The following is a 21,590-nucleotide window of genomic DNA, read 5'->3' as shown; positions in this document are numbered from 1 at the left end:
TCGTGAACGCCTCATCGCGTGAACACCTCGTCGCTCGCCGTGAACCGCGCGGGCCCCCTCAACCGCCCGGGCCTCCTCGCACCGCCGCACCGCGCCCCGGGGTACCGCCTCAGACCTCTGCGGGCTCAGACCTCCGCGGGCTCAGACCTCCGCGGTCAGTCGGCAGTCCACGTCCACGACGCCCTCGACCCCGCGTGCCAGGCGCGCGGCGAGTTCGATCCGCTCGGGGTCCGTCACCCGCCCCGTCAGCGTGGCGACGCCCTTGGCGACCACGACGTGCACGGGTTCGATCGGCGCCGGGAAGAGCGGGTCGACGATGTCGCGCCGGATCTCGTCCGCCAGGTCGTTGTCCGGGCGCAGGAACACCTTCAGCAGGTCCCCACGGCTGACCATGCCTTCGAGCCGTCCGGTCGGTCCCACCACGGGAAGCCGCTTGACGTGCCTCCGCGCCATGATGCGCGCGGCCTCGCTCAGGGTGGCGTCGGCGTGGACGGTCACGGCGGGCGTGCTCATCAGCTCGCCCGCGGTCGCCGCCCCTGCCTTGGCCAGGTCGTGCGCGCGGCGCAGCTGGGTGAGACGGTCGGGATCGCTGTCCCGGAACTCCTCCTTGGGCAGCAGGTCCGCCTCGGACACCACGCCGATGACACGGCCGTCACCTTCGAGGACGGGGAGCGCGCTGACCTTGCCCTGCATCAGCCGCTCGACGACGTCCTTGAACAGGTCCTCGCGGCCGACGGCCACGGCGGGGCGTGTCATCACGTCGGCCACCTGGTACGGGCGGCTCTCGCGGTACGGGCTGTTCTCCATGGCCCCTCCTCGGAACTAGGAACATCGTGCCCGCCCCTGTCCCCAGCGTGGCCGCTGCACGCCGTCGCGAGCCACGGGCCACGCGGGTCCGGGCCAGGGCCCTTGGGCCCCGTCGCCTCGCAGGTTCGAGGCATGGGGGCGGGAAGGGCTCTACCCGCTTCTCGCGGATCCGGATTGCGTGGTGCGCGACACTCGGTCGCTTCCCCGCGTCTTCCACGGGCCCTTCCCGTCACCTCCAGACCAGCACAGGGGCCGCCCGCGCACCAGGGCCGATCGGCCCCGAACCAGGAGACCGCGCGAGGAGTGACGGCCGGGGCCCGGTGGTGAGCACCGAGTACACCGCCCGGCTGGGGGAGATCGTGCTCCGTCACGGCACGAAGATCCAGGTGGCGGCGGCTCAGCACGCCGGTGAGCGTCCAAGCGGCGGTGAACGTGCCGCTGGGCAGGGCCAGATCGACTCCGCGCGCCGCGTGCACGGCGCTCGCGCCGCGGCCGTAGCGGCGGCGGACACCGCTTGGTTCGACGGCCGGTGCGCCGATGTGGGCTGTCGCACCGTGCGTCGACGCCACGCCCACCGGGCGCCTCCTGTCGCGCTCGGTTCGGTTCTTCGGCCGCGGCCCCCCGATGTCGGGTGCCTCCGCGTGTCGTACGTTCCCGACGGGCTGCCCGGTCGCTGTCTCGAACGGAACTTCGTGCGACGCGGACGAGCGGGGCCGACGGGCCGGGTCGGGAGGTGACCGCCGGGCGGGCGCGGCGGACGGCGAAACGGGTGTCGACGGCCCGGCGATCGCCGCGACGGACGACCGACCCGGCGCCCGCGCCACTACGGTGACGGTATGACGGCGGACAAGGTGAACAGTGCGGACACGACGGATGCGGCCGACTCGGCGGGCGACACGGACGGGGACGGCGCCTCGGCCTGGCGGACGCTGGTGCCGTTCACGGACCTGGTGACGCCGATGGCGGTCCGCGTGGCCGCCACGCTGCGGCTCGCCGATCTGATGGCGGAGGGCGTCGAGCAGGTCGAGGAGCTGGCCCGGCGGTCGGACAGCGACGCGGACGCGCTCGGCCGGATGCTGCGCTACCTGGTCGGACACGGTGTGTTCGCCGAGCCGTCACCCGGCCGGTTCACGGTCACGGCGGTCTCCGACATCCTGCGCAGCGACCATCCCTCCGGCCTGCGCCGGATGGTCACGCTGGACGAGTTCGGCGGCCGGATGGACCTGGTCTTCACCGAACTGCTGCACACGGTCCGTACCGGGCGACCCGCCTGGGAGGCGGCGTTCGGCGCGCCGTTCTGGGAGCACCTCGCAGCGGAGCCCGCTCTGGCGGAGTCGTTCGACGCCGCGATGGCGGCGTCGCGGCGTTCGGCCGCCGCCGAGGCGTGCGACTGGTCCGGCGTCCGGCACGTCGTCGACGTGGGCGGCGGCACCGGCGCCCTCCTGGCCGAAGTGCTGCGAGGCCGCCCCGGCGTCCGCGGCACCCTGGTCGACCTGCCGGACACGGTGGCGCGAGGGCGCCGGTTCCTGGCCGCGCGGGGCCTTGAGGAGCGGTGTGCGTTCGCCGGGCAGAGCTTCTTCGACCCGCTGCCCGCCGACGGCGACGTGTACGTGCTCAGCGCGGTGCTGCACGACTGGGACGACGAGCGCGCCACGGCGATCCTGCGGCGCTGCGCCGAGGCGGCGGGCCCGGCGGGCCGTGTGCTGGTCGTGGAGTCCCACGGCACCGCGGGCGACGATCCGGCGATGTTCGCGGAGATGAACCTGCGCATGCTCGTCATCTCCGGCGGCCGGGAACGCACGATCGAGTCCTACCGCGCCCTGGCCACGGCGGCGGGTCTGACGGCCACCGATGTCCGCACCACACCGTCGGGTCTGGTGGTGCTCGACTGCCGGGCCGCCTGACGCCCGCACCGGGGGCCGGACGGCCGTCGACGCACAAGACAGCGCGGCAATACCATGGCAGTGTCGAAGGCTCTGTTCGACGCACCGTTCGACGTACGCCAGAACGCGGGGTGAAGAGGATGCGCAGCCGTTTCGAACCGGACCGGCAGCTGACCGCCCGTATGGTGGTCACGATGTTTCTGCTCGGTCTGGTGTACGTGGCGTTCGTCGCCGCCCTGATCGCGCTGCTGAAATCGGTGGCCCTGGTCGTCGTCATCGCCGGGGCCCTGCTCATCGCCCAGTTCTGGTACTCCGACCGGATCGCCCTGTACGCGATGCGCGGTCAGATCGTCACAGCCGAGGAGGAGCCCGAACTGCATGGTGTGATCGACCGGTTGTGCGCCACGGCCGACATGCCCAAGCCGCGTGTGGCGGTCTCCCACATGGATCTGCCCAACGCGTTCGCGACGGGCCGCAACGCCGACCATGCCGTCGTCTGTGTCACGACGGGTTTGCTGCGTCGCCTGGAGACCGACGAGCTGGAGGGCGTGCTCGCGCACGAGCTGTCGCATGTGGCGCACCGGGACGTCGCGGTGATCACCATCGCGTCGTTCCTTGGTGTGATCGCGGGGCTCATGGTCCGCTTCGCCTTCTACTCGCAGCTGTTCGGCGGGCGGAACAGGGACCAGAACACGGCCGCCGTGATCGGTGTCGTCATGCTGGTCTCCGCGGCGGTGTACGCGATCAGTCTGCTGCTGATCCGCGCCCTGTCGCGCTATCGCGAGCTGGCCGCGGACCGTGCGGCGGCCATGCTGACGGGCAAGCCGTCGGTGCTGGCGTCGGCGCTGACCAAGGTCAGTGGTGACATGGCGCGGATCCCCACCAAGGACCTGCGGACGGCGCAGGCGTTCAACGCGTTCTTCTTCGCTCCGGCCCTCAAGGCCGGCGACGCGCTCCAGGGTCTGCTCTCCACCCACCCGAGCCTGGAGCGGCGGATCGAGGAACTCGGCAAGATCTCCGCCCAGTTGGGCGAGGTGGCGGGCGGCGAGCCGGACACCACCGCATGACGTCAGGCGACCGAAAGGGCTGAACGCGATGGGGCTTCTCGATGTCCTGCTGGGCCGAACCAAGCCGGTCAAGCCCGATCTGGACCAGCTCTTCGGGCTGCCCTCCGCGGCCATCACCCTCCAGGCCGCGATGGGCTTCACCCCGACGGGCGCCGGTTCGGTGTGCTTCTCCTCGATCGAGGGCGGGGCGTTCGCTCAGGTGCAGCAGGAGGTGCGCGCCCTGCTCGACGCGGACTCCGGGCGCGAGGGCGTCCCGGTGGAGTTCAGCCGCGACAGCTTCGGGTACGGGTGGCTGCTGTCGCGGCGCCCGAGCGACGACCTGCCCGCGCTCGTCAACGACCTGCACGCGGTGAACTCGTCGCTGCAGGACAGCGGCTTCGGCCCGCATCTGCTGTGCTCCCTGGTGACGTTCGAGGACCCCGAGCACCGCCCGCTCGCACTGGTGTACCTGTACAAGCGGGGCACGTTCTACCCGTTCGCGCCGCAACCCGGACAGAAGCGGGACAACGCCCTGGAGCTCCAGGTCAAGGCCATCGTCAAGGACGATCTGCGGATCGAGCAGGATCTCGGCCGGTGGTTCGCGTTGTGGGGCGCGCCCGGCCTGCCCGGCTGAGCGCGCCCGGTCCTGGCCTCAGGACGACGGCGCGGAGGACGGCACGTGGGCCGACCGCACGCCGAGCCACTGCTGGGCGCCGTACGCCTCGTAGCGCCCCTCTTCCGTGAAGCCGAGCCGCTCGGCGAGCCGCATCGAGCGCTCGTTGGCCGTCTGGGTGCGCAGTACCACGGGCTCGCCGGGCCGCACGCCCGCGAGCCAGTCGAGCGCCGCCGCGCACGCCTCGACGCCGTACCCGTGGCCCCATGCCCGTGGCAGCAGCAGACAGCCGAGCTCCGACTCTCCGGCGTCCGGGCGGACCCCGGCCGAGGCATCCGCCTCGTACCGCTTGAGCTCGACCATGCCGATCATCGCTCCGTCGAGTTCGATCACGAACAGGCCGGGCCGCCGTTCGGGCTTCTCGGGCATCCGGCGCTCGAGTTCGTCGCAAGGCCGGGGGCCGCCGAGGTAGGTGTGCACCTGCGGTGAGGCGTACAGCTCGATGAACGCCGCGCGGTCGCGAGCCTCCGGCTCGCGCAGCACGAGCCGTTCGCTGTTGATCGGGGCGGGTGGCCAGGCGACGGGTCCGAGTTCGGGCATGGCGGGCAACCTACCGCACGCCCGCCTGGGGATCGCTCGCGCTCCTCGGCGGGTCGAGGGCGGTGACCGGTGTCGGCGTGAGGTCGAGGTTGAGACTGAGGTTGAGGTTGAGGTTGAGGTGGAAGGGGGCTGTCGCCCGCCGAGCAGGAGCGGGTCCACCGGCGAGCCGCACGGCACCCGGTGGCCGCGGCGGAGGGCCCCGGGAACGTCGGGAACACCGGGATCCCGTTGACGGGGCCGGGGTGCCGCGTCGAGACTCGCCCCGCGAGCCGAGAAAGCGCTCTCCCCCGTGTCGTCTCCGACGCCATCCGCCCCGAGGAGTACCCCTTGGCCCTGCTGGAAACGGAACCCACGCCCCCCACGCATCTGCGCGCCGCCGGAGTGAGCCTCGTGCTCACGGCGGACGATGGCGCGCTGCCCTCGGTGCTGTACTGGGGCGGCGACCTCGGCGATGTCGACGCGGCCGGGCTTCGGGAGCTGTGCCGCGCCACCGCGCCGAGCCCGCTGCCCAACGAGTACGACGAGACCGTGCCCGTCTCACTCGCCCGGGAGCACGCCACCGGCTGGAACGGCCGCCCCGGCCTGTCCGGACACCGCGACGGCACCGGCTGGTCGCCCCTGTTCCTGCTGACCGGCCTCGACGTGACCGACCGGGGCGCCGGACAGGGCGGCCTGGCCGTGGCGACCGGCACCGACCCCACGGCCGGGCTCACGCTCCGCGTCGAACTGGAGCTCACAGCCGAGGGACTGGTGCGCCAGCGCGCGGAAGTGACCGCGGCGCCGGGCACGGACGGCCCGTTCACACTCGACTCGCTGGTGCTCACCCTGCCGGTGCCGCCGGTCGCCACCGAGCTGTTCGACCTGGCCGGGCGGTGGGCGCGCGAACGGGCCCCGCAGCGGCTGCCGTTCGTCGTCGGCACGCACGCCCGCGAGAACCGGCGCGGCCGCACCGGGCCCGACGCTCCGCTGATCCTCGCCGCGGGGACACCCGGGTTCGGGTTCCGCTGCGGCGAGGTCTGGGCCGTGCACGTGGCGTGGAGCGGCAACCATCAGACCTACGCGGAGCGCACGGCGGGCGGCGCCGCCGTGCTCGGCGGGGGCGAACTGCTGCTCCCCGGCGAGGTGCGGCTCGCGCCCGGCGAGAGCTACACGACGCCGTGGGTGTACGCCGCGTACTCCGCCACCGGGCTGGACGCCGTCGCCGGGCGCTTCCACTCCCACCTGCGGGCGCGGCGGAGCGCCGGACGGCCGCCGCGGCCGGTGGTCCTGAACACGTGGGAGGCCGTGTACTTCGACCAGGACCTGGGGCGTCTGACCGAACTCGCCCGGCTGGGCGCCGAGGCGGGCGCGGAACGGTTCGTCCTGGACGACGGCTGGTTCCGCGGGCGCAGGGGCGACGCCGCCGGGCTCGGCGACTGGTACGTCGACGAGGAGGTGTGGCCCGAGGGCCTGGGCCCGCTGATCTCCGCCGTGCACGGCCTCGGCATGGACTTCGGCCTGTGGGTCGAGCCGGAGATGGTCAACCCGGACTCGGATCTGGCCCGCGCCCACCCCGACTGGCTGCTGGCGACCGGCGGCCGGCTGCCGCTGCCCTCGCGCCACCAGCAGGTCCTCGATCTGGCGGTGCCCGAGGCGTACGCGTACGTCCTGGAGCGGCTCGACTCGCTGCTGGCCACGTACCCGATCGCGTACCTGAAGTGGGACCACAACCGGGACCTTCAGGACGCGGGCCACGGCCCGGCGGGCACGCCGGGGGTGCACGCGCAGACGTGTGCCGTGTACCGCCTCCTCGACGCGCTGCGCGCCAGGCATCCCGGCGTGGAGATCGAGTCCTGCTCGTCCGGGGGCCTCCGCGTCGACCTGGGTGTCCTCGAACGCACCGACCGGATCTGGGCCAGTGACTGCATCGACCCGCTGGAGCGCCAGCGGATCCAGCGCTGGACGGCGCAGCTGCTGCCGCCCGAACTGATCGGTTCGCATGTGGGGGCGCCGCGCGCGCACACCACGCACCGCACGCACGACCTGTCGTTCCGGGCCGGCACGGCGCTGTTCGCGTCGTTCGGCATCGAGTGGGACCTGACCTCGGCGACGCCGGCCGAGCGGGCCGAACTCGCCCGCTGGGTGGCCCTGTACAAGGAAGTGCGGGGCCTGCTGCACCGTGGTGAGACGGTGCGCGCGGACTCCTTCGATCCGGCGCTCGCCGTCCACGGAGTGGTGGCCGATGACCGTACGGACGCGCTGTTCGCGCTGGTGCAGCTGGACACGCCGGTGACGTCGGGGCCGGGGACGGTACGGTTTCCCGGGCTGGACCCCGACCGCGACTACCGGGTCGCCGTCCAGCCGCCGGGAGACACCCCCGCGCTGCGCCAGGCGGAGCCTCCTGCCTGGACCGTGCGGCCGGTGGTGCTCAGCGGGCGCGTGCTGGCTCGGGCGGGGGTACGGGCACCGGCGCTCCACCCCGAGCAGCTGCTGCTGGTACGGGTCCGGGCCGCCTGAGCCGGGGTACGCGGGGCGGTGGGCGGGACGTCTCAGGCGCCCGCCGCCAGCGCCCGCACCTCGTCGAGCGACTCCCGCGCGAAGTGGCCGAAGTCCCGGTCGCCGGGGTCGTCGAGCCAGCGCTCGAAGGCGACCTTGAGGACGGCGACGGCGATCTCGGCGGCGAGGCTCGCGGCGAGGTCGCCGACGCCGCGCCCGCGCAGCGTCCGCGCTGCCGCGTCGGACAGGTCGGCCATCTTGGTCACCTCGCGTTCGCGCAGCTCCGGGTTGGCGGAGACGATCCCCTGCCGCTGCCGGGCCAGTTCACGGCGTCCCTGGAACAGCTCGCCGATCCGGTCGAGCGCCAGGCCGACCGTGTCGATCGGCGCCGCGTCGTGCGGCGCGTCGTTCAGCGCCTCGACGAAGAACGTCTGCAGCGGGCTCGCGTCAGGGAAGAGGACCTCACGCTTGTCGGCGAAGTGCCGGTAGAAGGTGCGCTCGGTCAGCCCGGCCCGCTTGGCGATCTCCGCCACCGTCGTCTGCTCGAAGCCGCGCTCGCTGTACAGCTCCAGCGCCGCCTTCTCGAGCCGCCCGCGGGCGTTCGGCTCCCATCGACCCATGTCCCCGACTCCGCGACTCTCCTGGACGCCACCGACCGGCACCGAGTCTACGGCCGGACCGCGGCCGTCCGGACGCGACCGTGGTGCTCAGGGACCGACGCCCGGACCGGCCCGTACGACGTCAGGCGTTCAGGACGCCCGCGCCGAGGAGGCCGAAGAGCGCCACGCCGACGACGACGCGGTAGACGACGAAGGCGTTGAACGAGTGCTTGGCGACGAACTTCAGCAGCCACGCGATCGACGCGTACGCGACCACGAACGACACCGCCGTGCCGACCACCAGCGGAACGGTGCCCACGCCGCCGCCGACGGCGTCCTTCAGTTCGTACAGACCCGCGCCGGTCAGCGCGGGCAGACCGAGGAAGAAGGACAGGCGGGTGACGGCGACCCGGTCGAGGTCGAGGATGAGGCCGGTGGACATGGTGGCGCCCGAGCGGGAGAAGCCGGGGAAGAGCAGGGCGAGGATCTGCGAGCAGCCGACGATCATGGCGTCCTTCAGGGACGTGTCGTCCTCGCTCCTCTTGTGGCGGCCCATCTGGTCGGCGGCCCACATCACGCCACTGCCGACGATCAGCGAACCCGCGACGACCCACAGCGAGGCCAGCGGCCCCTCGATCAGCGGCTTGGCGGCCAGGCCGACGATCACGATGGGAATCGTGGCGTAGATGACCCACCAGGTGAACTTGTAGTCGTGGTGGTAGCGCTCCTCTCGGTTGAACAGGCCACGGAACCAGGCGGCGAGGAAGCGCTTGATGTCCTTGAAGAAGTAGACGAGGACTGCGGCGATGGCGCCGACCTGGATGACCGCCGTGAAGGCCACGACCCCCTTGTCGTCCACCGGGATGTTCATCAGCCCCTCGGTGATCTTGAGGTGGCCGGTGGACGAGACGGGCAGGAACTCCGTCACCCCCTCCACCACGCCGAGTACGAGGGCTTGTCCGATGCTGATCGCGCTCACAGGATCCGTCCTTGCGGGATGCTCGTCGACTGGTAGTCGGCGGCGCGGTGGCGGCCGCGGCCGAGGCCCGTCCTCGCCTGCGGCAAGGACGGACTCTGCTCGTGACACACGCGGGGATGCCACGCATCTTCTACGCGCGCGTAGAAGACGGAGCGACTCTAGAGGATGAAGGAGAACGCGGCCAAACATGGATGCGCACGCGACCGACCACCGGCCGGCCAACGGCAAGCGGGAGGCCGAGACACTCCCCGTCCTGCGTGCCGCCGCCCCGCCCCGCTCACCGCGCGCGAGGTCCTCGACGGCATGACCGGCGGCCTCGCGCACAGCACGGTCGTGACGATCCTCACTCGGCTGTACGAGAAGGACGTCCTCACACGCACGCCGCGCGGACGCGACTTCGCCTACGCTCCCGCTACCGACGGATCAGGCTTCGCCGCCCGCCGGACGCACCAGGACCTCGAAGCCGTGCCGGACCGCGCGTCGGTGCTCAGCCGTTTCGTGGACGACCTGTCGAGCCGCGACGAGGACGTGCCGCGTCGGCTGCTCGGCGGCGGCAACCGAGCACGAGCGGAATACGTCTAGCCGGGTGTACTGACACCAGATCACCGGGTGTACTGACACAGACCACTCGGCAACGCCCTGCTCGCCGCGCCGAATTGGGCGCGAGGAGGGAATTTCCGAGGATTCCCAAGGACTTTGAAGGATGAGGCGCATGCCCAGGATCTCTTTGAGCAGGGCGAGTCGGCGCGGCCCGGCCCGTACGGGCGTCGCGGTCGCCGCCGTGGCGCTCGCGGCGATGGCGCTCGTGCCCTCGGCCACCGCCGCGAACAGCGCCAGGGCCGAGGGCGCCGGCGCGGCCGCCGTCATGTCTCCCGTCGCGGCCGCCCGTTCCGCCGCACACCCCGGCAGGGCCACCCGCGCCTCCGCGGCCGCGGCGGCCAAGCTGCGGCTGACCGTGCATCGCGTGCCGGACCCCTCGCAGAAGAAGATGGACGCCACGTTCGCCAATTCCAGCATCCACACCATCGTCAACTCGGCGGTCAATCATCATCTGCACCGCTCGTCCACCTCGGCCTGCACCGCCGACGAGCGCGCCGCCCGCCCCACGTATCCGAGCGTGCCGACGAACTCCGTGTACTGCTGGGACAAGGGCGACGCGACGACCCAGCACTGGTCGCCGCAGGGTCTGACGTCCTCCGGCGACTCCGACGGCGACGGCATGTGGGGCACGGACCGGGTGCTCGTCTCCGGGTGGGGCAGCGCCAACCAGAGCGCGAAGCTCGGCCGTCTGGCACTGATCAACGCCGACGTCGACTCGACCCACTATCTCGGGTACCGGTGGGCCCTGCCGGTGATCCCGATCAACGGCGGCACCGACTTCCGTCCGCTCAAGTCCCACATGGGCGGCATGGTCTGGTGGGGCGACAAGCTCCTGGTGACCGGCTCGCTGGGCGGCACGAACGAGCACAAGCACCACAACGCCATCTACGTCTTCTCCACCAAGCACATCTACCGTGCCAACACCAGCGCCTCCTGGACCGGCAAGCGCGGCAGCCAGGTCTCGGCCCACGGCTACCAGTACTTCTGGCCCGCCATCGGTTCGTACAGCGTCGGCGACGACCACTGCTCGGCCACCAGCGCCGACACCCGCACACCGTGCTTCGACGGGCTCGCGCTCGACCGCTCCAGCAACCCGTACACGCTGGTCGCCAACGAGTTCGTCACGACGAACCCGAAGCACTACCGCACCGCCCGCGTCTGGCGCTACAAGCTCGCCCCGACCAGCCGGCTGATGCCCATCGCCGTCAACAGCGCGGGGCACGCCGATCCGATGGACGTGTACGACACGGGGATCGTGGGCATGCAGGGCACCTTCAGCCGCACCGAGAACGGCGAACGCGTCCTCTACACCGCCGACTCGGTGGCGGGCCCCAAGGTGGCCGGTGTCCCCTGGCGGGAGCCGCTGCCCGGCGCCGGGCAGCGCACCGCCGCGCACGACCCCACCTCCGCGCACGGTTCGACCACCGGAGCGCGGACCTGGGCTCAGCACTCCGAAGGCATGACGTACATGCCCGACCAGCAGCGGGTGTGGAGCCAGACCGAGTGGGCGGCCGACAGTAACGGCGACTGGCCGACCGACCATCCGGTGCGCGAACGCGTCCTGTTCACCGTGCCGTTGAGTTCGCTGCGCGGAGCGCTCACCCCCTGACGCGGTACGCGGCGCGTACGACGCCACCTCGCGGTGGCGATCGCCGGCGGGGGCGCCCCCGTGCCCCCGCCGGCGATCGCCCCTGCCGGATCGGCGTCTGCGCATGTGAAGCTCTTGTGCGGCACCTGTAAGGTCGCGTAGATCCAGACAAGACTTCCTGCCGCGGCTCGGACTGATGGCTCCACCCTGCCCAGGTGGCAGCCCGGGAGAACACCACGATGAAGATCGCGTTCCTGATCAACAACGCCTACGGGATCGGCGGCACCATCCGCGCCACCGCGAACCTCTCCCGTGGTTTCGCCACCCGCCACGACGTCGAGGTGGTCAGCGTCCATCGCGTTCTGGACGAGCCCGCGATCCCGCTCGACCCCCGGGTCCGGCTCACGTCGTTGATAGACATGCGTGAGGACACTCCTGGCCACGAGGGCGACCACCCGCTCACCCGGCAGCCGTGCACGATGTTCCCGGACACCGGCGCCGCCGCGAACTCCGCCCGCCTGCCCTACTCCGCCCTCCAGGACGAGCGCATCGGCCGGTGGCTGCGCGAGACCGACGCCGACGTCGTCATCGCCACCCGGCCCGACCTCAACGGCTACCTGGCCCGCGACGGCCAGTCCCGCTATGTCCGTGTCGGCCAGGAACATCTGAGCCTCGACGCCCACAACCCCACGCTGCGCGGCCACCAGAACCGTGCCATCGCCGGGCTCGACGCGTTCGTGACGGTCTCCGAGGCCGACGCCGCCCAGTACCGGGCCGCGCTGCCGGACGTGACCACCCGGATCCTCGCCGTTCCCAACAGCGTCCCCGCGCCCGCCGTCGAACCCGCCGCCCTCGACTCCAAGGTGATCGTCGCCGCGGGCCGCCTGGTGACGGTCAAGCGGTACGACCGGCTCATCGACGCCTTCGCCCGGATCGCCGACGCACACCCCGACTGGACGCTGCGGATCTACGGCCGCGGCCCCGAGAAGAAGGCCCTGCGCGGCCGGATCGACGACCTCGGTCTGTACGAGCGCGTCTTCCTCATGGGCCCCGTCTCCCCGATCGAGTCCGAGTGGGCCAAGGGCGCCGTCGCCGCCGTCTCCTCCGACATGGAGTCCTTCGGCATGACGATCGTCGAGGCCATGCACTGCGGCGTCCCGGTCGTCGCCACCGACTGCCCGCACGGCCCCGCCGAGATAATCAGCCACGACACCGACGGAGTGCTCGTCCCCCTGGACAGCGGGGTCGACGGGTACGCCGCCGCCCTGGCGCGGCTGCTCGGCGACACCGATCTGCGCGCCCGGCTCGGTGCCGCGGCCCGCGAGCGGGCCACCGCCTACGAACCCGCGGCGATCGCCCGGCGCTACGAGCGGCTCTTCGGTCAGCTACAGGCCGCCCGCCTGCGCACGGCCGATACGTCGGCGCCGGGCGTCCGGGACAGGCTCTGGTCCCGGCTGCGCTCCGCCGTCGCGGCGCCCGCGCCGACATCCGCGTCGACGCCCGCACCCTCGTCAACCGCGGCTGCGCGTCCCGCGAACCCGGCCCGGACACGGCCGGTCGCCACCGCCCGCGCCGCGGCCGACGGGTCCGTCACGGTCCATCTGGACGCCGCCACCCTGCCCCCGGGGCCGCTGGACTTCCTGGCCCGGCTGCGCCGCGACCCGAAGGGCCGCGAGATCCGGCTGCCCGTGCCGGACGTGGCCCTCGCCCCGGACCTCGACGACATCCACGTCACCCTCACCGCCGACCGGCACGAACTGGCCGAGGGCCGCTGGGACTGTTACGTCATCCGCCGGGGCGCCCCCTCGGACCGGCGTCGGCGGCTCACCTGCCGTCTGGCGGAACAGGCCCGCCGGGTCGGCCGGCCTCCCCTGCTCGTCGGCGACCAGGTCGTCTCCCGGCTGCCCTACGCGACCGAGGACGGCTATCTGGCCCTGCGCACCTGGCAGCGCCCGGCCCACGCCGAGGTCACCGGCCTCCGCGTCGTCGGCCCGGACACGGACTCAGGCTCCGGCTCCGGCTCCGGCTCGTACGAACAGGCCGTCATCACCGCCCGGCTCCTCGCGCCCTCCGGCACTCCGCTGCCGCGCACGGCGACCGTCGTCGCGGTCTCCCGTCACGGCGAAGCCCAGGACCTGACTCTCCCCCTCACCCGCACGGACCCGGCCACCGGGCACTTCACCTTCGCGATCCCGTACCGGGAGGCGCTCGCCGTGCGCACCGACGAGCACGACCTGTGGGACCTGCGGCTCCGGCTCGACGCCGCGCGCGCGCCGGTCCCGGTCGGGCGGATCGGCGGCGACGTCGTCGACCGCAAGAAGACGGACGCCGTCCCCGCTGCCGCCCTGACCCACCCGACCCGGGGCGCCACGCGCGCCAAGCCGTTCTTCACGGTCACCAACGACCTGGCCCTCAGCCTCCGGGACGCCGCGCCGCGATGACAGGGCGCGCATTCCGAACGGCCGTATGAGTCCCGTCGGAATTCGGATAAGGTCCAGGTGGAGTGCCGGGAAGTCTGGTCGGCGAAGAGCTCGCGCGCCACTACCGACGGGGACATCCCATGACCGGCCTGACGATCGTTCTCCTGCTCGTGGTCCTGGCCACCGCCGTCGCCACGGGCGCCCGTCACTGGAGTCTGCCCGCCCCGTCCCTCCTGGTCGTCGCCGGACTGGCGGTCGGCCTCGTGCCGTGGGTGCCGCCCATTCATGTGCCACCGCAAGTGATCAGCATCCTGGTGCTGCCGCCACTGCTGTACGCCTCCGCGGAGGAGATCTCCGGCCGGGAACTGCGTGCGGTGTGGCGGCCGGTGGCCATCCTGGCCTTCGGTCTGGTCCTGGCGTCCGCCGTGACGGTCGGCATGATCGCCTCCGCGCTCACTCCGCTCTCCGCCCCGGCGGCGTTCGTCCTCGGGGCCGTCCTGGCCAGCACCGACCCGGTGGCGGTGACCGCGCTGGGCCGCAGGCTGTCGCTGCCCTCGCGGGTGCAGGTGATGGTGCAGGCCGAGAGCCTGTTCAACGACGCGACGTCGCTGGTCCTGTTCAAGGTGGCGGTGGGCACGGCGGTGGCCGCCGGGGCGGTCTCCGTGCCGTCGGCCGCGGGCCAGTTCGTGCTGCTCGGCGGCGGTGGAGCCCTGATCGGCGGCGCGGTCGCGGGGGTGGTGATGCTGATCCGCGGACGTACCGAGGACCCGGTCCTGGAGACCGTGATCGCGCTGGTGACGCCGTACGCGTCGTACGTACTGGCCGAGGAGCTGCACGCGTCGGGCGTGACCTCGGTGGTCGTGGCCGGGGTGATCCTGGGCAACACCGGGCACCGCCTCACCAACGCCTCGAACCGGCTCCAGATCCACGCGGTCTACGACACGGTGGTGTTCCTGCTGGAGAGTGTCGTCTTCGCGGTCATCGGCCTGGAGCTGCCGGCGCTTGTGGGTGACCTGGCGGCCGACGAGCGCGGCTGGCCCCTGTGGGTTCCCGCCGTCGGCTTCACGGTGCTGGCGATCCGGCTGCTGTGGGTCTTCCCGCTCTCGGCTCTCATGCAGTACCGCAAAGGCACCTCCCACATCTCCTGGCGTGTGCCCGCGGTGCTGTCCTGGGCGGGCACACGGGGCGTGATGCCTCTGGCGGCGGCCCTGTCGATCCCCCTGGCCACCGACTCGGGGGCGCCGCTGCCCCACCGCGCGCTGATCCTCACCATCACCACCGGCACCATCGTCCTCACGCTCATCGTCCAGGGCTTCACGCTCGCCCCGGTCGTGCGCCGCTCCGGCCTCGCCCTGGAGCCGGAGCACACGGCCCGCGAGGAGGCCAGGGCCCGCCGCCGTCTCGCCCAGGCCGCGCTCGCCGAGCTTGACCAGTACGAGGCGGCCGACGCCGCGCCGGAGCCGGTGCTCAAGCAGGCCCGCCGCCACCTGGAGGCGCGTCTGCACCAGGCCGACGCCGACACCGGCGACGACACCGGCCCGTCGATGCGCCTCGCCGACTCCTACAGTGCCGTCCGGCGTGCGCTGATCGCCGTGGAGTCGGCCGAGCTCCAGCGCCTGTACGAGGCCAACGAGATCAGCAACACGACCCGGCGTCACCTCCAGCGCGCCCTCGACCTGGAGGAGACCGGCCTCAGCGGAGGGTGAGCCGGGCCCGTCCGGCCGACACCGCACCTGATTGTCGTAGATGAACAATTCCACCCGCCCTCAATCGGTGGACCGCCCTCCTGAATTCCCACTTCGAGGCTGAGATGATCACTGGGCGGCCCCTCAGGCCGTCTGTGACATCCGCACAATTCGAGGAGGGCTGTGTGCCCCACAGCGATCGTGTCCTGGTGACGGGCGTCGGCGCGATGACGCCGCTGGGCGCCGACGCGCCGTCGTCGTGGTCGGCGCTGCTGCGCGGCGAGTCCGGCGTGCGGCGTCTGGAGGAGGAGTGGGCCGCTGACCTGCCCGTGCATGTCGCGGCCCGGCTCACCGTGGACCCGGCCTCCCTGCTGCCGAGGCCCGAGGCGAGAAAGCTGGACCGCGGCGAGCAGGTCGCCGTTCTCAGCGCACGTGAGGCGTGGCGGGACGCCGGTGCTCCGCAGGTCGAGCCCGAGCGGTTCGCCGTGGTCATCGGCACGGGGACCGGCGGTGTCCTGACCACGCTGGGGCAGGACGACATCTTCGAGCGCTCCGGAATCCGCCGTATCTCACCGTTCGCGGTGCCCATGCTGATGCCCAACGGGCCCGCCGCCCAGGTGAGCATGGACCTGGGCGCGAAGGCAGGCGCCAGGGCTCCGGTGAGCGCCTGCGCGTCCGGGGCGGAGGCCCTGTCCCTCGGGCAGGATCTGATCCGCGCCGGGCGGGCGGACATCGTCCTCGCCGGCGGCGTCGAGGCGTGCCTGCACCCCTTCACCCTCGCCGCGTTCGCCCAGATGAAGGCGTTGTCGACACGGTCGGCGGACCCGGAGACGGTCTCCCGCCCGTTCGATGTGGACCGGTCCGGGTTCGTCATGGGTGAGGGCGCCGGGATGATGGTGCTCGAGCGCGACGGCTTCGCCCGCGCCCGCGGAGCCCGCGCCTACGGCGTGCTCGCCGGCAGTGCGGTCGGTTCGAGCGCACGCCACATCACCGCCTCCGACACGGAGGGCCAGGTCTTCGCCATGGAATCAGCGCTGCGCGACGCCGGTCTGAGCCCGGCGGACATCGGCGTGGTGCATGCCCACGCCACCTCGACGGAGTCCGGCGATCTGGCCGAGGCAGGGGCGATCGGCCGGGTGATCGGCGGCCACGCCGCGGTGACGGCGACGAAGTCGATGACCGGTCACATGCTGGGCGCGTCCGGCGCGGTCGGCGCCATGGCCGCTCTGCTCGCCCTCGGGGACGGCGCGGTGCCGCCCACGCGCAACCTCGACACGCTGGACCCGCGCGTGGAACTGGACGTGGTGCGTGGCGAGCGGCGCACCGGGCGGTGGTCGGCGGCTGTCGCCAACTCCTTCGGGTTCGGCGGACACAACGTCACGCTGGTCTTCACCGGATGACGGCTCGCCCCCGACGACTCGCCCGCGCCTATACGTCCGTGCCGATACGTCCGCCGGGACTCACCAACCGCGGTCCCGCCCGTCGGGCTCCTCACGGTGGAGGGGCGGCCGGCGGGGCGTGAGGCCCGCCACGAGCTCGGTGAGGGTGGCGCACGCCTCCTCGAGCTTCTGGTAGGTGTTCTCCCGCTCGGCGACGACGGCCGCGAGCAGCAGCACGGTGAGCGCGGCCGCGCCGTTGAGGGCCTGGACCGTGATCATGTTCTCGACGATGCCGCGCCCGGCGAACGGCCCGCGGCGATGGGTCGCCGCCACCACCGTGAGCACGGACATCAGGAGCACGCAGGGTGCGGCGCCGACCAGCCGAGTGCGCAGGGCCGCCCAGATCAGCAACGGGAACACGAGGAACAGCAGCGGCAGCGGGGTGTTGGTGACGGCGCTGGTGACGCCCGCCGTGGCGGCCATCAGCGCCACGGGCTCGGCCCATCCCCAGTGGCCGGTTCGCCGCGGTGGCCGGACGGTGCGCAGGCTGAGCAGCACGGGTGCGACCACCAGGACTCCCATGGCGTCTCCGGTCCACCATGCGGACCAGGCGGCCCAGAACTCGCTCGCGGACAGTCCGCCGGTGACCAGGAGCGTCATGCTGCCCACGCCGGAGCTGACCAGCATCCCCGCGAAGGCGCCCGCGAAGACCAGCGCGAGGCCGTCCCTGAGCCGGTCGAGTTCGGTCCGGAAGCCGAGGCGGCGCAGCAGCGCGTACGAGCAGAGCGGTCCGGCCGTGTTGCCGGCGGCGATCGCGAGGGCTCCGGGGGACAGCGGCCCGAGAGACAGCATCACCAGGAACGCGCCCACCGCGATCCCGGGCCAGATCCGGACGCCAAGGAGCAGCAGGCCGGCCAGGGCCACGCCGGTGGGCGGCCACAGCGGTGTGATGTGGGCGCCCGCGACGACGACCTGCTCCAGCAGTCCCAGACGTCCCGTCGCGGCGTACACGACGGCGACCGCGAGGATCGTGAGCCCCGTCGCCGCCGGCCGTCGCAGGGTCGTGAAGCGCGTCATGCCGGTCATCGGACGGCGGGCCGTGTCCGTGGTGCCCGGCCGGCGGGGCCGCATCAGGTGGCTCCCCCGTCGTGGCGCAGGACCAGCACGGCCGCGTCGTCGGTGTGTCCGGTCAGGTCGGCCGCCCCGATGACCCGGGCCGCCAGGTCACCGGGGTCGTCGGCCGCGCCGTCCTGGACGATGCTCAGGACGTTCTCGAGGCCGTCCTCTATCGGGAAGGCCGGGCCTTCCAGAACTCCGTCGGTGACCAGGACCGTCGTTCCCCGCTCGGGCAGCGGGTGACGGGTGACGGGGAAGCGCTCGCCCGCCCTGATGCCCAGGGGGATACCGCCTTCGTCGTCGACGGTGCCGCCCCGCCCGTCGTCCGTCGCCCAGAGGGTGGGGACATGTCCGGCACGGGCGCCGAGCAGTTCCCGGGTGTCCGGGTCGAAGCGGAGGAAGCTGCACGTCGCGAAGAGACCGGAGTTCATCGACACGAGCAGATCGTTGGTGCGGCTGAGCACCTCGCCCGGATCGGCGGTGAACGCCGCCACCGCGCGCAGTCCCATGCGTACCTGCCCCATGAAAGCCGCCGCCTCCACGTCGTGGCCCTGGACGTCGCCGACCGAGAACCCCAGGGACCCGTCCGCGAGCCGGAAGCCGTCGTACCAGTCGCCGCCGATGTCGAGGCCCGAGCGTGCGGGCGCGTAGCGGGCGGCCGTCCGCAGTCCGGGCGCTTCGGGCAGGGAGCCCGGCAGCATCTCGCGCTGGAGGGCCTCTGCCAACTCGATGCGGGCACGTTGCAGTTCGGCCCGCTCCAGGGCCTGCGAGGTGAGCCGACCCAGTTCGGCCAGCAGGTCGTCGGCGGTGGCCGGCCGACGGGGACGGTGTTGCCGGAACATGGCCCCCTCCCAGGCAAGTCGGGCCATGAGCCGTCACGCTGAAGGGCCTCTGTGCAGACTGCGTACTCGATCATAGTTCCGTTTTCCGTCGGGCGCCCGACGGCGGAGCGGGTGGAACGGGTCGGCGGTCGGGTGAGGGGCGCTCGACCGGCATCACGGCCGGTGCCACACTGAATGCATGGAAATCTCGCCCTTATCCGTTTTTACTGCATTTATTGAATGAAAGTCCGTTCCGATCGCCCGCAGGGTCCGCCTGCCCGGCTCGCGTGGCACGGCGAGGAGGTCGCGTGAACCATGCGTCGTGAAGGAGGCGTCGGTGTCGGGCCGCCCCTGCCTGTGGCGGATCTCTCCGCGGCCGACCCGACGGCCGACGGCGCCGGGTCACGGCCCGAGGCGCCGCGCCCGGACGGCAGGCACCAGGTCCTGGTCTTCGCCGGGGTCGCTCTCGCCGCCCTGTACCGGCTCACCGACGACGGCGACGGCATGCTGCTGGTCGATCTCCTGACCGTCGGCCCGCACGGACCGGAGGGCCCGGACCGGCAGGCTCCGCACGGACTCCCCGACAGCTGCGTGGCGTCCGGCCGGTCGCCCGCCGCCGAGGCGCTGCGCTCCGGACGACCGCAGTGGTCGGGATCCGACGAACCGGCCGCCTCCTGGACGAGTTCCGCCGACGCGCCGAGCGGCGAGGCGCGCGGAGAGCCACCGGGCGAGCCGCCGCAAGGGGCGCTGCCGCTCGTGCGGGACGGGAAACGGCTCGGCTGCCTGATCGTGGTCGGCGAGCCGGACCACAACGACGAGGGCACGCACGGCTTCACCGCCGAGCAGCGCGGCCTCGTGGAGTTCTACGCCCAGGAGGTGGCCGCGAGGCTTCCTGACGGCGGCCCGCAAGCGGGCGCGGCGGACGGCGACGTCACGGACGGCGTACCCGCTCCCGGCAGCGCCGGGGGCGGTCCTGCCGTCGCGGGGTCGGTCCTCGGCACGGCCCTGGAACACCTCGGCGCGGGCTCCTTCACGCTGACGCCCGGCACGGGCCGCATCGACGCGGACGCCGCCATGCTCGACCTGTTCGACATCCCTCGGGGCGCGTTCGACGGCGACGTGGAGAGCCTGCTGGCGCAGACCGTGCCCGACGACGTACCGGCGCTGATGTCGGTCATCGAACCCCGGCAGGCGGCGCCCACAGGACAGCCGTTGGAGTTCCGCGTCCGGCGCCCCACCGGGGAGCCGCACTGGCTGCGGCTGAGTTCTCGTGTGGCGGCGGGCGGCGCGCGGGGTCCCGCACGGGTCGTGGGCGTGGTCACCGACTGCTCGACCGTACGGCTCGGCACCGACGAGGTCACCCGGGTGCGGCGGATGGCGGCCGCTCTCGGTGACGCGACGAGCGTGCGGGAGGTCAGCCGGGTGGCGGTCGCCGCCCTGCGCGAGCCGCTCGGGGCGCAACGCCTGGCACTGGCTCAGCTGGAGGCGGACCGGCTCGTGGTCACCGTCCTTGACCCGCCCCAGTCCACCGCCTGGCCCGGAGTCTGGCACGCCGCGTGGCGTTCGGAGTGGCCCGAGGCTCCTCTGGACGCCCTGCCGACGCTGCGCGCCGCGCTGCGCGGGCGGCGCACGAGCCTGTGGCCGGAGGGCACGGCGTTCGAGGCGGGCCTGGCGGGGGTCGGTCCCGGCGGGCTCGCCGTGGTGCCGCTGCTGTCGCGGGGCCGGGCGGTAGGCGTCTGCCTGGTGGGCTGGGACGCGCCGCACCCGTTCAGCCCGGAGGAACGGTCCCTGCTGACCGCGACGGCGGGCCTGGTCGGGCAGGCGCTGACGCGGGCACGGGCGTACGACAGGGAGCAGGAGCTCGCCACGACGCTCCAGCGCAGCCTGCTCCCCCGCAGCCTGCCCGAACTGCCCGGAGGGGTCGCCGTCGCCCGCTATCTGCCCGCCCGCCGGGGACTACAGGTCGGCGGCGACTGGTACGACGTCATCGCGCTGCCCCACAACCATGTGGCGCTGGTCATCGGGGACGTACAGGGGCACAGCGCCGCCGCGGCCACGATCATGGGGCAGATCCGCACGGCCATCAGGGCGTACGCGGTGGAGGGCCATCCGCCCGACGTCGTCGTCTCGCACGCAAACCGGCTGCTGGTCGGCATGGAGACCGACCTCTTCGCCACCTGCTGCTACGTGGACCTGGGCATGGAGGAGGGGCAGGCATGGTGCGTCAGGGCGGGCCATCCGCCGCCGTTGCTGCGGCATCCGGACGGTGACACCGAGGAGGTGGCCGTCGAGGGCGGGCCCCCGCTCGGCGTGCTGGCGGAGTCGGAGTTCCCCATGACCTCCGTCGTGCTCGCCCCGGGGACCGCGCTGGCCCTGGTGACGGACGGCCTGGTCGAGTCCGCGGGGCTCGACATGGATGTGGGACTGCTGCGTGTGCGTACGACGCTCGCCGCGGCCGACCCGGCCAACGTCGACCGCATGGCCGACGACGTGCTCGGCGATCGCGGCCTCGGCGAGGACGACGTGGCGCTGCTCCTGCTGCGCTACGACGGCCTGAAGGTGCGGCCGATCCGTGCGGGCTGGTCGGTGTGGCGGCTGCCCGACGCGGTGCTGCACGCCCGCCGCTTCACCGCGCGCACACTGCGCTCCTGGAAGGTGGCGCACATGACCGACACGGTGCTGCTGGTCGTCTCCGAGCTGGTCACCAACGCCCTGGTCCACACGGAGGGCGCCGTGCACCTCGACCTCATGCTCACCGGGGACCGGCTGCGGGTCACCGTGCGCGACACGTCGTCGCGCACCCCCGTCAAACCGGTGATCGTGGACTGGGAGTCGACCGGCGGCCGGGGGCTCCTCCTCGTCGAGGCGATGTCGGCGGCCTGGGGCTCCACGCCGGTCAGCGGCGGCAAGCAGGTGTGGTGCGAGATCGTCGTGCCCGCGAAGGAGAGTCCTCGAGAGGCGTCGCCGTCATGAGGAGCC

General features: G+C 72.8%; 16 protein-coding genes. 10 read left to right on the top strand and 6 right to left on the bottom strand.

The genetic code is table 11. The annotated features are described in order from the left end of the window. Nucleotides 1–141 precede the first annotated feature (141 nt). Nucleotides 142–807 carry a CBS domain-containing protein gene (locus tag OFY01_RS18515; RefSeq protein ID WP_266601304.1) on the bottom strand — a complete coding sequence of 222 codons (666 nt, stop codon included), beginning with the start codon at nucleotides 805–807 and terminating at the stop codon, nucleotides 142–144. An 836-nt stretch (nucleotides 808–1,643) separates the two neighbouring features. Here OFY01_RS18515 and OFY01_RS18505 point away from each other — a divergent pair. From OFY01_RS18505 to pspAB, 3 genes are all read left to right on the top strand, one after another. After that, on the top strand, nucleotides 1,644–2,711 hold the full coding sequence (locus tag OFY01_RS18505) for a methyltransferase (RefSeq protein ID WP_266601303.1): 1,068 nt from the start codon (nucleotides 1,644–1,646) through the stop codon (nucleotides 2,709–2,711). 119 nt (nucleotides 2,712–2,830) lie between these two features. Then, nucleotides 2,831–3,757, top strand: coding sequence for a zinc metalloprotease HtpX (htpX, locus tag OFY01_RS18500; RefSeq protein ID WP_266601302.1), 927 nt, complete (start codon nucleotides 2,831–2,833; stop codon nucleotides 3,755–3,757). A gap of 28 nt (nucleotides 3,758–3,785) precedes the next feature. After that, the gene (pspAB, locus tag OFY01_RS18495; protein WP_266601301.1) at nucleotides 3,786–4,370 is read left to right on the top strand and encodes a PspA-associated protein PspAB; all 585 of its coding nucleotides are present in this window, start codon (nucleotides 3,786–3,788) and stop codon (nucleotides 4,368–4,370) included. A gap of 18 nt (nucleotides 4,371–4,388) precedes the next feature. Here pspAB and OFY01_RS18490 read toward each other — a convergent pair whose 3' ends face one another. After that, nucleotides 4,389–4,949: a GNAT family N-acetyltransferase gene (locus OFY01_RS18490; RefSeq protein WP_266601300.1), complete on the bottom strand. Its 561-nt coding sequence runs from the start codon at nucleotides 4,947–4,949 to the stop codon at nucleotides 4,389–4,391. Between the two features lie 333 nt (nucleotides 4,950–5,282). Between OFY01_RS18490 and OFY01_RS18485 the strand changes: the two genes are divergently transcribed. Continuing rightward, nucleotides 5,283–7,445 (top strand): alpha-galactosidase, encoded by a 2,163-nt coding sequence (locus tag OFY01_RS18485; protein ID WP_407700376.1) that lies wholly within the window; start codon nucleotides 5,283–5,285, stop codon nucleotides 7,443–7,445. 32 nt (nucleotides 7,446–7,477) lie between these two features. On the opposite strand, the gene OFY01_RS18480 is transcribed toward OFY01_RS18485, so the two are convergent. After that, nucleotides 7,478–8,044, bottom strand: a complete 567-nt coding sequence (locus OFY01_RS18480) for a TetR family transcriptional regulator (RefSeq protein WP_266601298.1) — start codon at nucleotides 8,042–8,044, stop codon at nucleotides 7,478–7,480. A 121-nt stretch (nucleotides 8,045–8,165) separates the two neighbouring features. Next, nucleotides 8,166–9,002, bottom strand: a complete 837-nt coding sequence (locus OFY01_RS18475) for an undecaprenyl-diphosphate phosphatase (RefSeq protein ID WP_266601297.1) — start codon at nucleotides 9,000–9,002, stop codon at nucleotides 8,166–8,168. Between the two features lie 303 nt (nucleotides 9,003–9,305). On the opposite strand from OFY01_RS18475, the gene OFY01_RS18470 reads away from it, so the two are divergent. The 5 genes from OFY01_RS18470 (at nucleotide 9,306) to OFY01_RS18450 (ending at nucleotide 16,695) form a co-directional block, all read left to right on the top strand. Beyond that, complete coding sequence (locus OFY01_RS18470; RefSeq protein WP_266601296.1) at nucleotides 9,306–9,584, top strand: BlaI/MecI/CopY family transcriptional regulator; 279 nt, start codon at nucleotides 9,306–9,308, stop codon at nucleotides 9,582–9,584. Nucleotides 9,585–9,714: 130 nt separating this feature from the next. After that, nucleotides 9,715–11,211, top strand: a complete 1,497-nt coding sequence (locus OFY01_RS18465; RefSeq protein WP_266601294.1) for a hypothetical protein — start codon at nucleotides 9,715–9,717, stop codon at nucleotides 11,209–11,211. A 218-nt stretch (nucleotides 11,212–11,429) separates the two neighbouring features. After that, entirely contained in the window at nucleotides 11,430–13,631 is a 2,202-nt protein-coding gene (locus OFY01_RS18460; RefSeq protein ID WP_266601327.1) for a glycosyltransferase family 4 protein, read from the top strand. Nucleotides 13,632–13,750: 119 nt separating this feature from the next. After that, on the top strand, nucleotides 13,751–15,316 hold the full coding sequence (locus tag OFY01_RS18455; RefSeq protein ID WP_266601292.1) for a Na+/H+ antiporter: 1,566 nt from the start codon (nucleotides 13,751–13,753) through the stop codon (nucleotides 15,314–15,316). A 164-nt stretch (nucleotides 15,317–15,480) separates the two neighbouring features. Continuing rightward, entirely contained in the window at nucleotides 15,481–16,695 is a 1,215-nt protein-coding gene (locus OFY01_RS18450; protein ID WP_266601290.1) for a beta-ketoacyl-[acyl-carrier-protein] synthase family protein, read from the top strand. 60 nt (nucleotides 16,696–16,755) lie between these two features. On the opposite strand, the gene OFY01_RS18445 is transcribed toward OFY01_RS18450, so the two are convergent. Both OFY01_RS18445 and OFY01_RS18440 read right to left on the bottom strand, forming a co-directional pair. Then, a complete protein-coding gene (locus OFY01_RS18445; RefSeq protein WP_266601288.1) occupies nucleotides 16,756–17,751 on the bottom strand; it encodes an MASE1 domain-containing protein in 996 nt (331 codons plus the stop codon). A gap of 53 nt (nucleotides 17,752–17,804) precedes the next feature. Beyond that, complete coding sequence (locus tag OFY01_RS18440) at nucleotides 17,805–18,632, bottom strand: PP2C family protein-serine/threonine phosphatase (protein ID WP_266601286.1); 828 nt, start codon at nucleotides 18,630–18,632, stop codon at nucleotides 17,805–17,807. 294 nt (nucleotides 18,633–18,926) lie between these two features. On the opposite strand from OFY01_RS18440, the gene OFY01_RS18435 reads away from it, so the two are divergent. Further along, nucleotides 18,927–21,584, top strand: a complete 2,658-nt coding sequence (locus OFY01_RS18435) for a SpoIIE family protein phosphatase (RefSeq protein ID WP_266601284.1) — start codon at nucleotides 18,927–18,929, stop codon at nucleotides 21,582–21,584. Nucleotides 21,585–21,590: the final 6 nt, after the last annotated feature.

Origin of the sequence: Streptomyces beihaiensis, assembly GCF_026274175.1 — a bacterium.
Taxonomy (GTDB): domain Bacteria; phylum Actinomycetota; class Actinomycetes; order Streptomycetales; family Streptomycetaceae; genus Streptomyces; species Streptomyces beihaiensis.
Note: the sequence above shows the minus strand (reverse complement) of the source record. Positions and strands in the feature narration are given on the sequence as shown.

Coding starts and splice junctions, on each gene's coding strand:
- OFY01_RS18515 (WP_266601304.1), bottom strand. CDS start 807: ATGGAGAACAGCCCGTACCGCGAGAGCCGCCCGTACCAGGTGGCCGAC.
- OFY01_RS18505 (WP_266601303.1), top strand. CDS start 1,644: ATGACGGCGGACAAGGTGAACAGTGCGGACACGACGGATGCGGCCGAC.
- htpX (WP_266601302.1), top strand. CDS start 2,831: ATGCGCAGCCGTTTCGAACCGGACCGGCAGCTGACCGCCCGTATGGTG.
- pspAB (WP_266601301.1), top strand. CDS start 3,786: ATGGGGCTTCTCGATGTCCTGCTGGGCCGAACCAAGCCGGTCAAGCCC.
- OFY01_RS18490 (WP_266601300.1), bottom strand. CDS start 4,949: ATGCCCGAACTCGGACCCGTCGCCTGGCCACCCGCCCCGATCAACAGC.
- OFY01_RS18480 (WP_266601298.1), bottom strand. CDS start 8,044: ATGGGTCGATGGGAGCCGAACGCCCGCGGGCGGCTCGAGAAGGCGGCG.
- OFY01_RS18470 (WP_266601296.1), top strand. CDS start 9,306: ATGACCGGCGGCCTCGCGCACAGCACGGTCGTGACGATCCTCACTCGG.
- OFY01_RS18465 (WP_266601294.1), top strand. CDS start 9,715: ATGCCCAGGATCTCTTTGAGCAGGGCGAGTCGGCGCGGCCCGGCCCGT.
- OFY01_RS18460 (WP_266601327.1), top strand. CDS start 11,430: ATGAAGATCGCGTTCCTGATCAACAACGCCTACGGGATCGGCGGCACC.
- OFY01_RS18455 (WP_266601292.1), top strand. CDS start 13,751: ATGACCGGCCTGACGATCGTTCTCCTGCTCGTGGTCCTGGCCACCGCC.
- OFY01_RS18445 (WP_266601288.1), bottom strand. CDS start 17,751: ATGACGCGCTTCACGACCCTGCGACGGCCGGCGGCGACGGGGCTCACG.
- OFY01_RS18440 (WP_266601286.1), bottom strand. CDS start 18,632: ATGTTCCGGCAACACCGTCCCCGTCGGCCGGCCACCGCCGACGACCTG.
- OFY01_RS18435 (WP_266601284.1), top strand. CDS start 18,927: ATGCGTCGTGAAGGAGGCGTCGGTGTCGGGCCGCCCCTGCCTGTGGCG.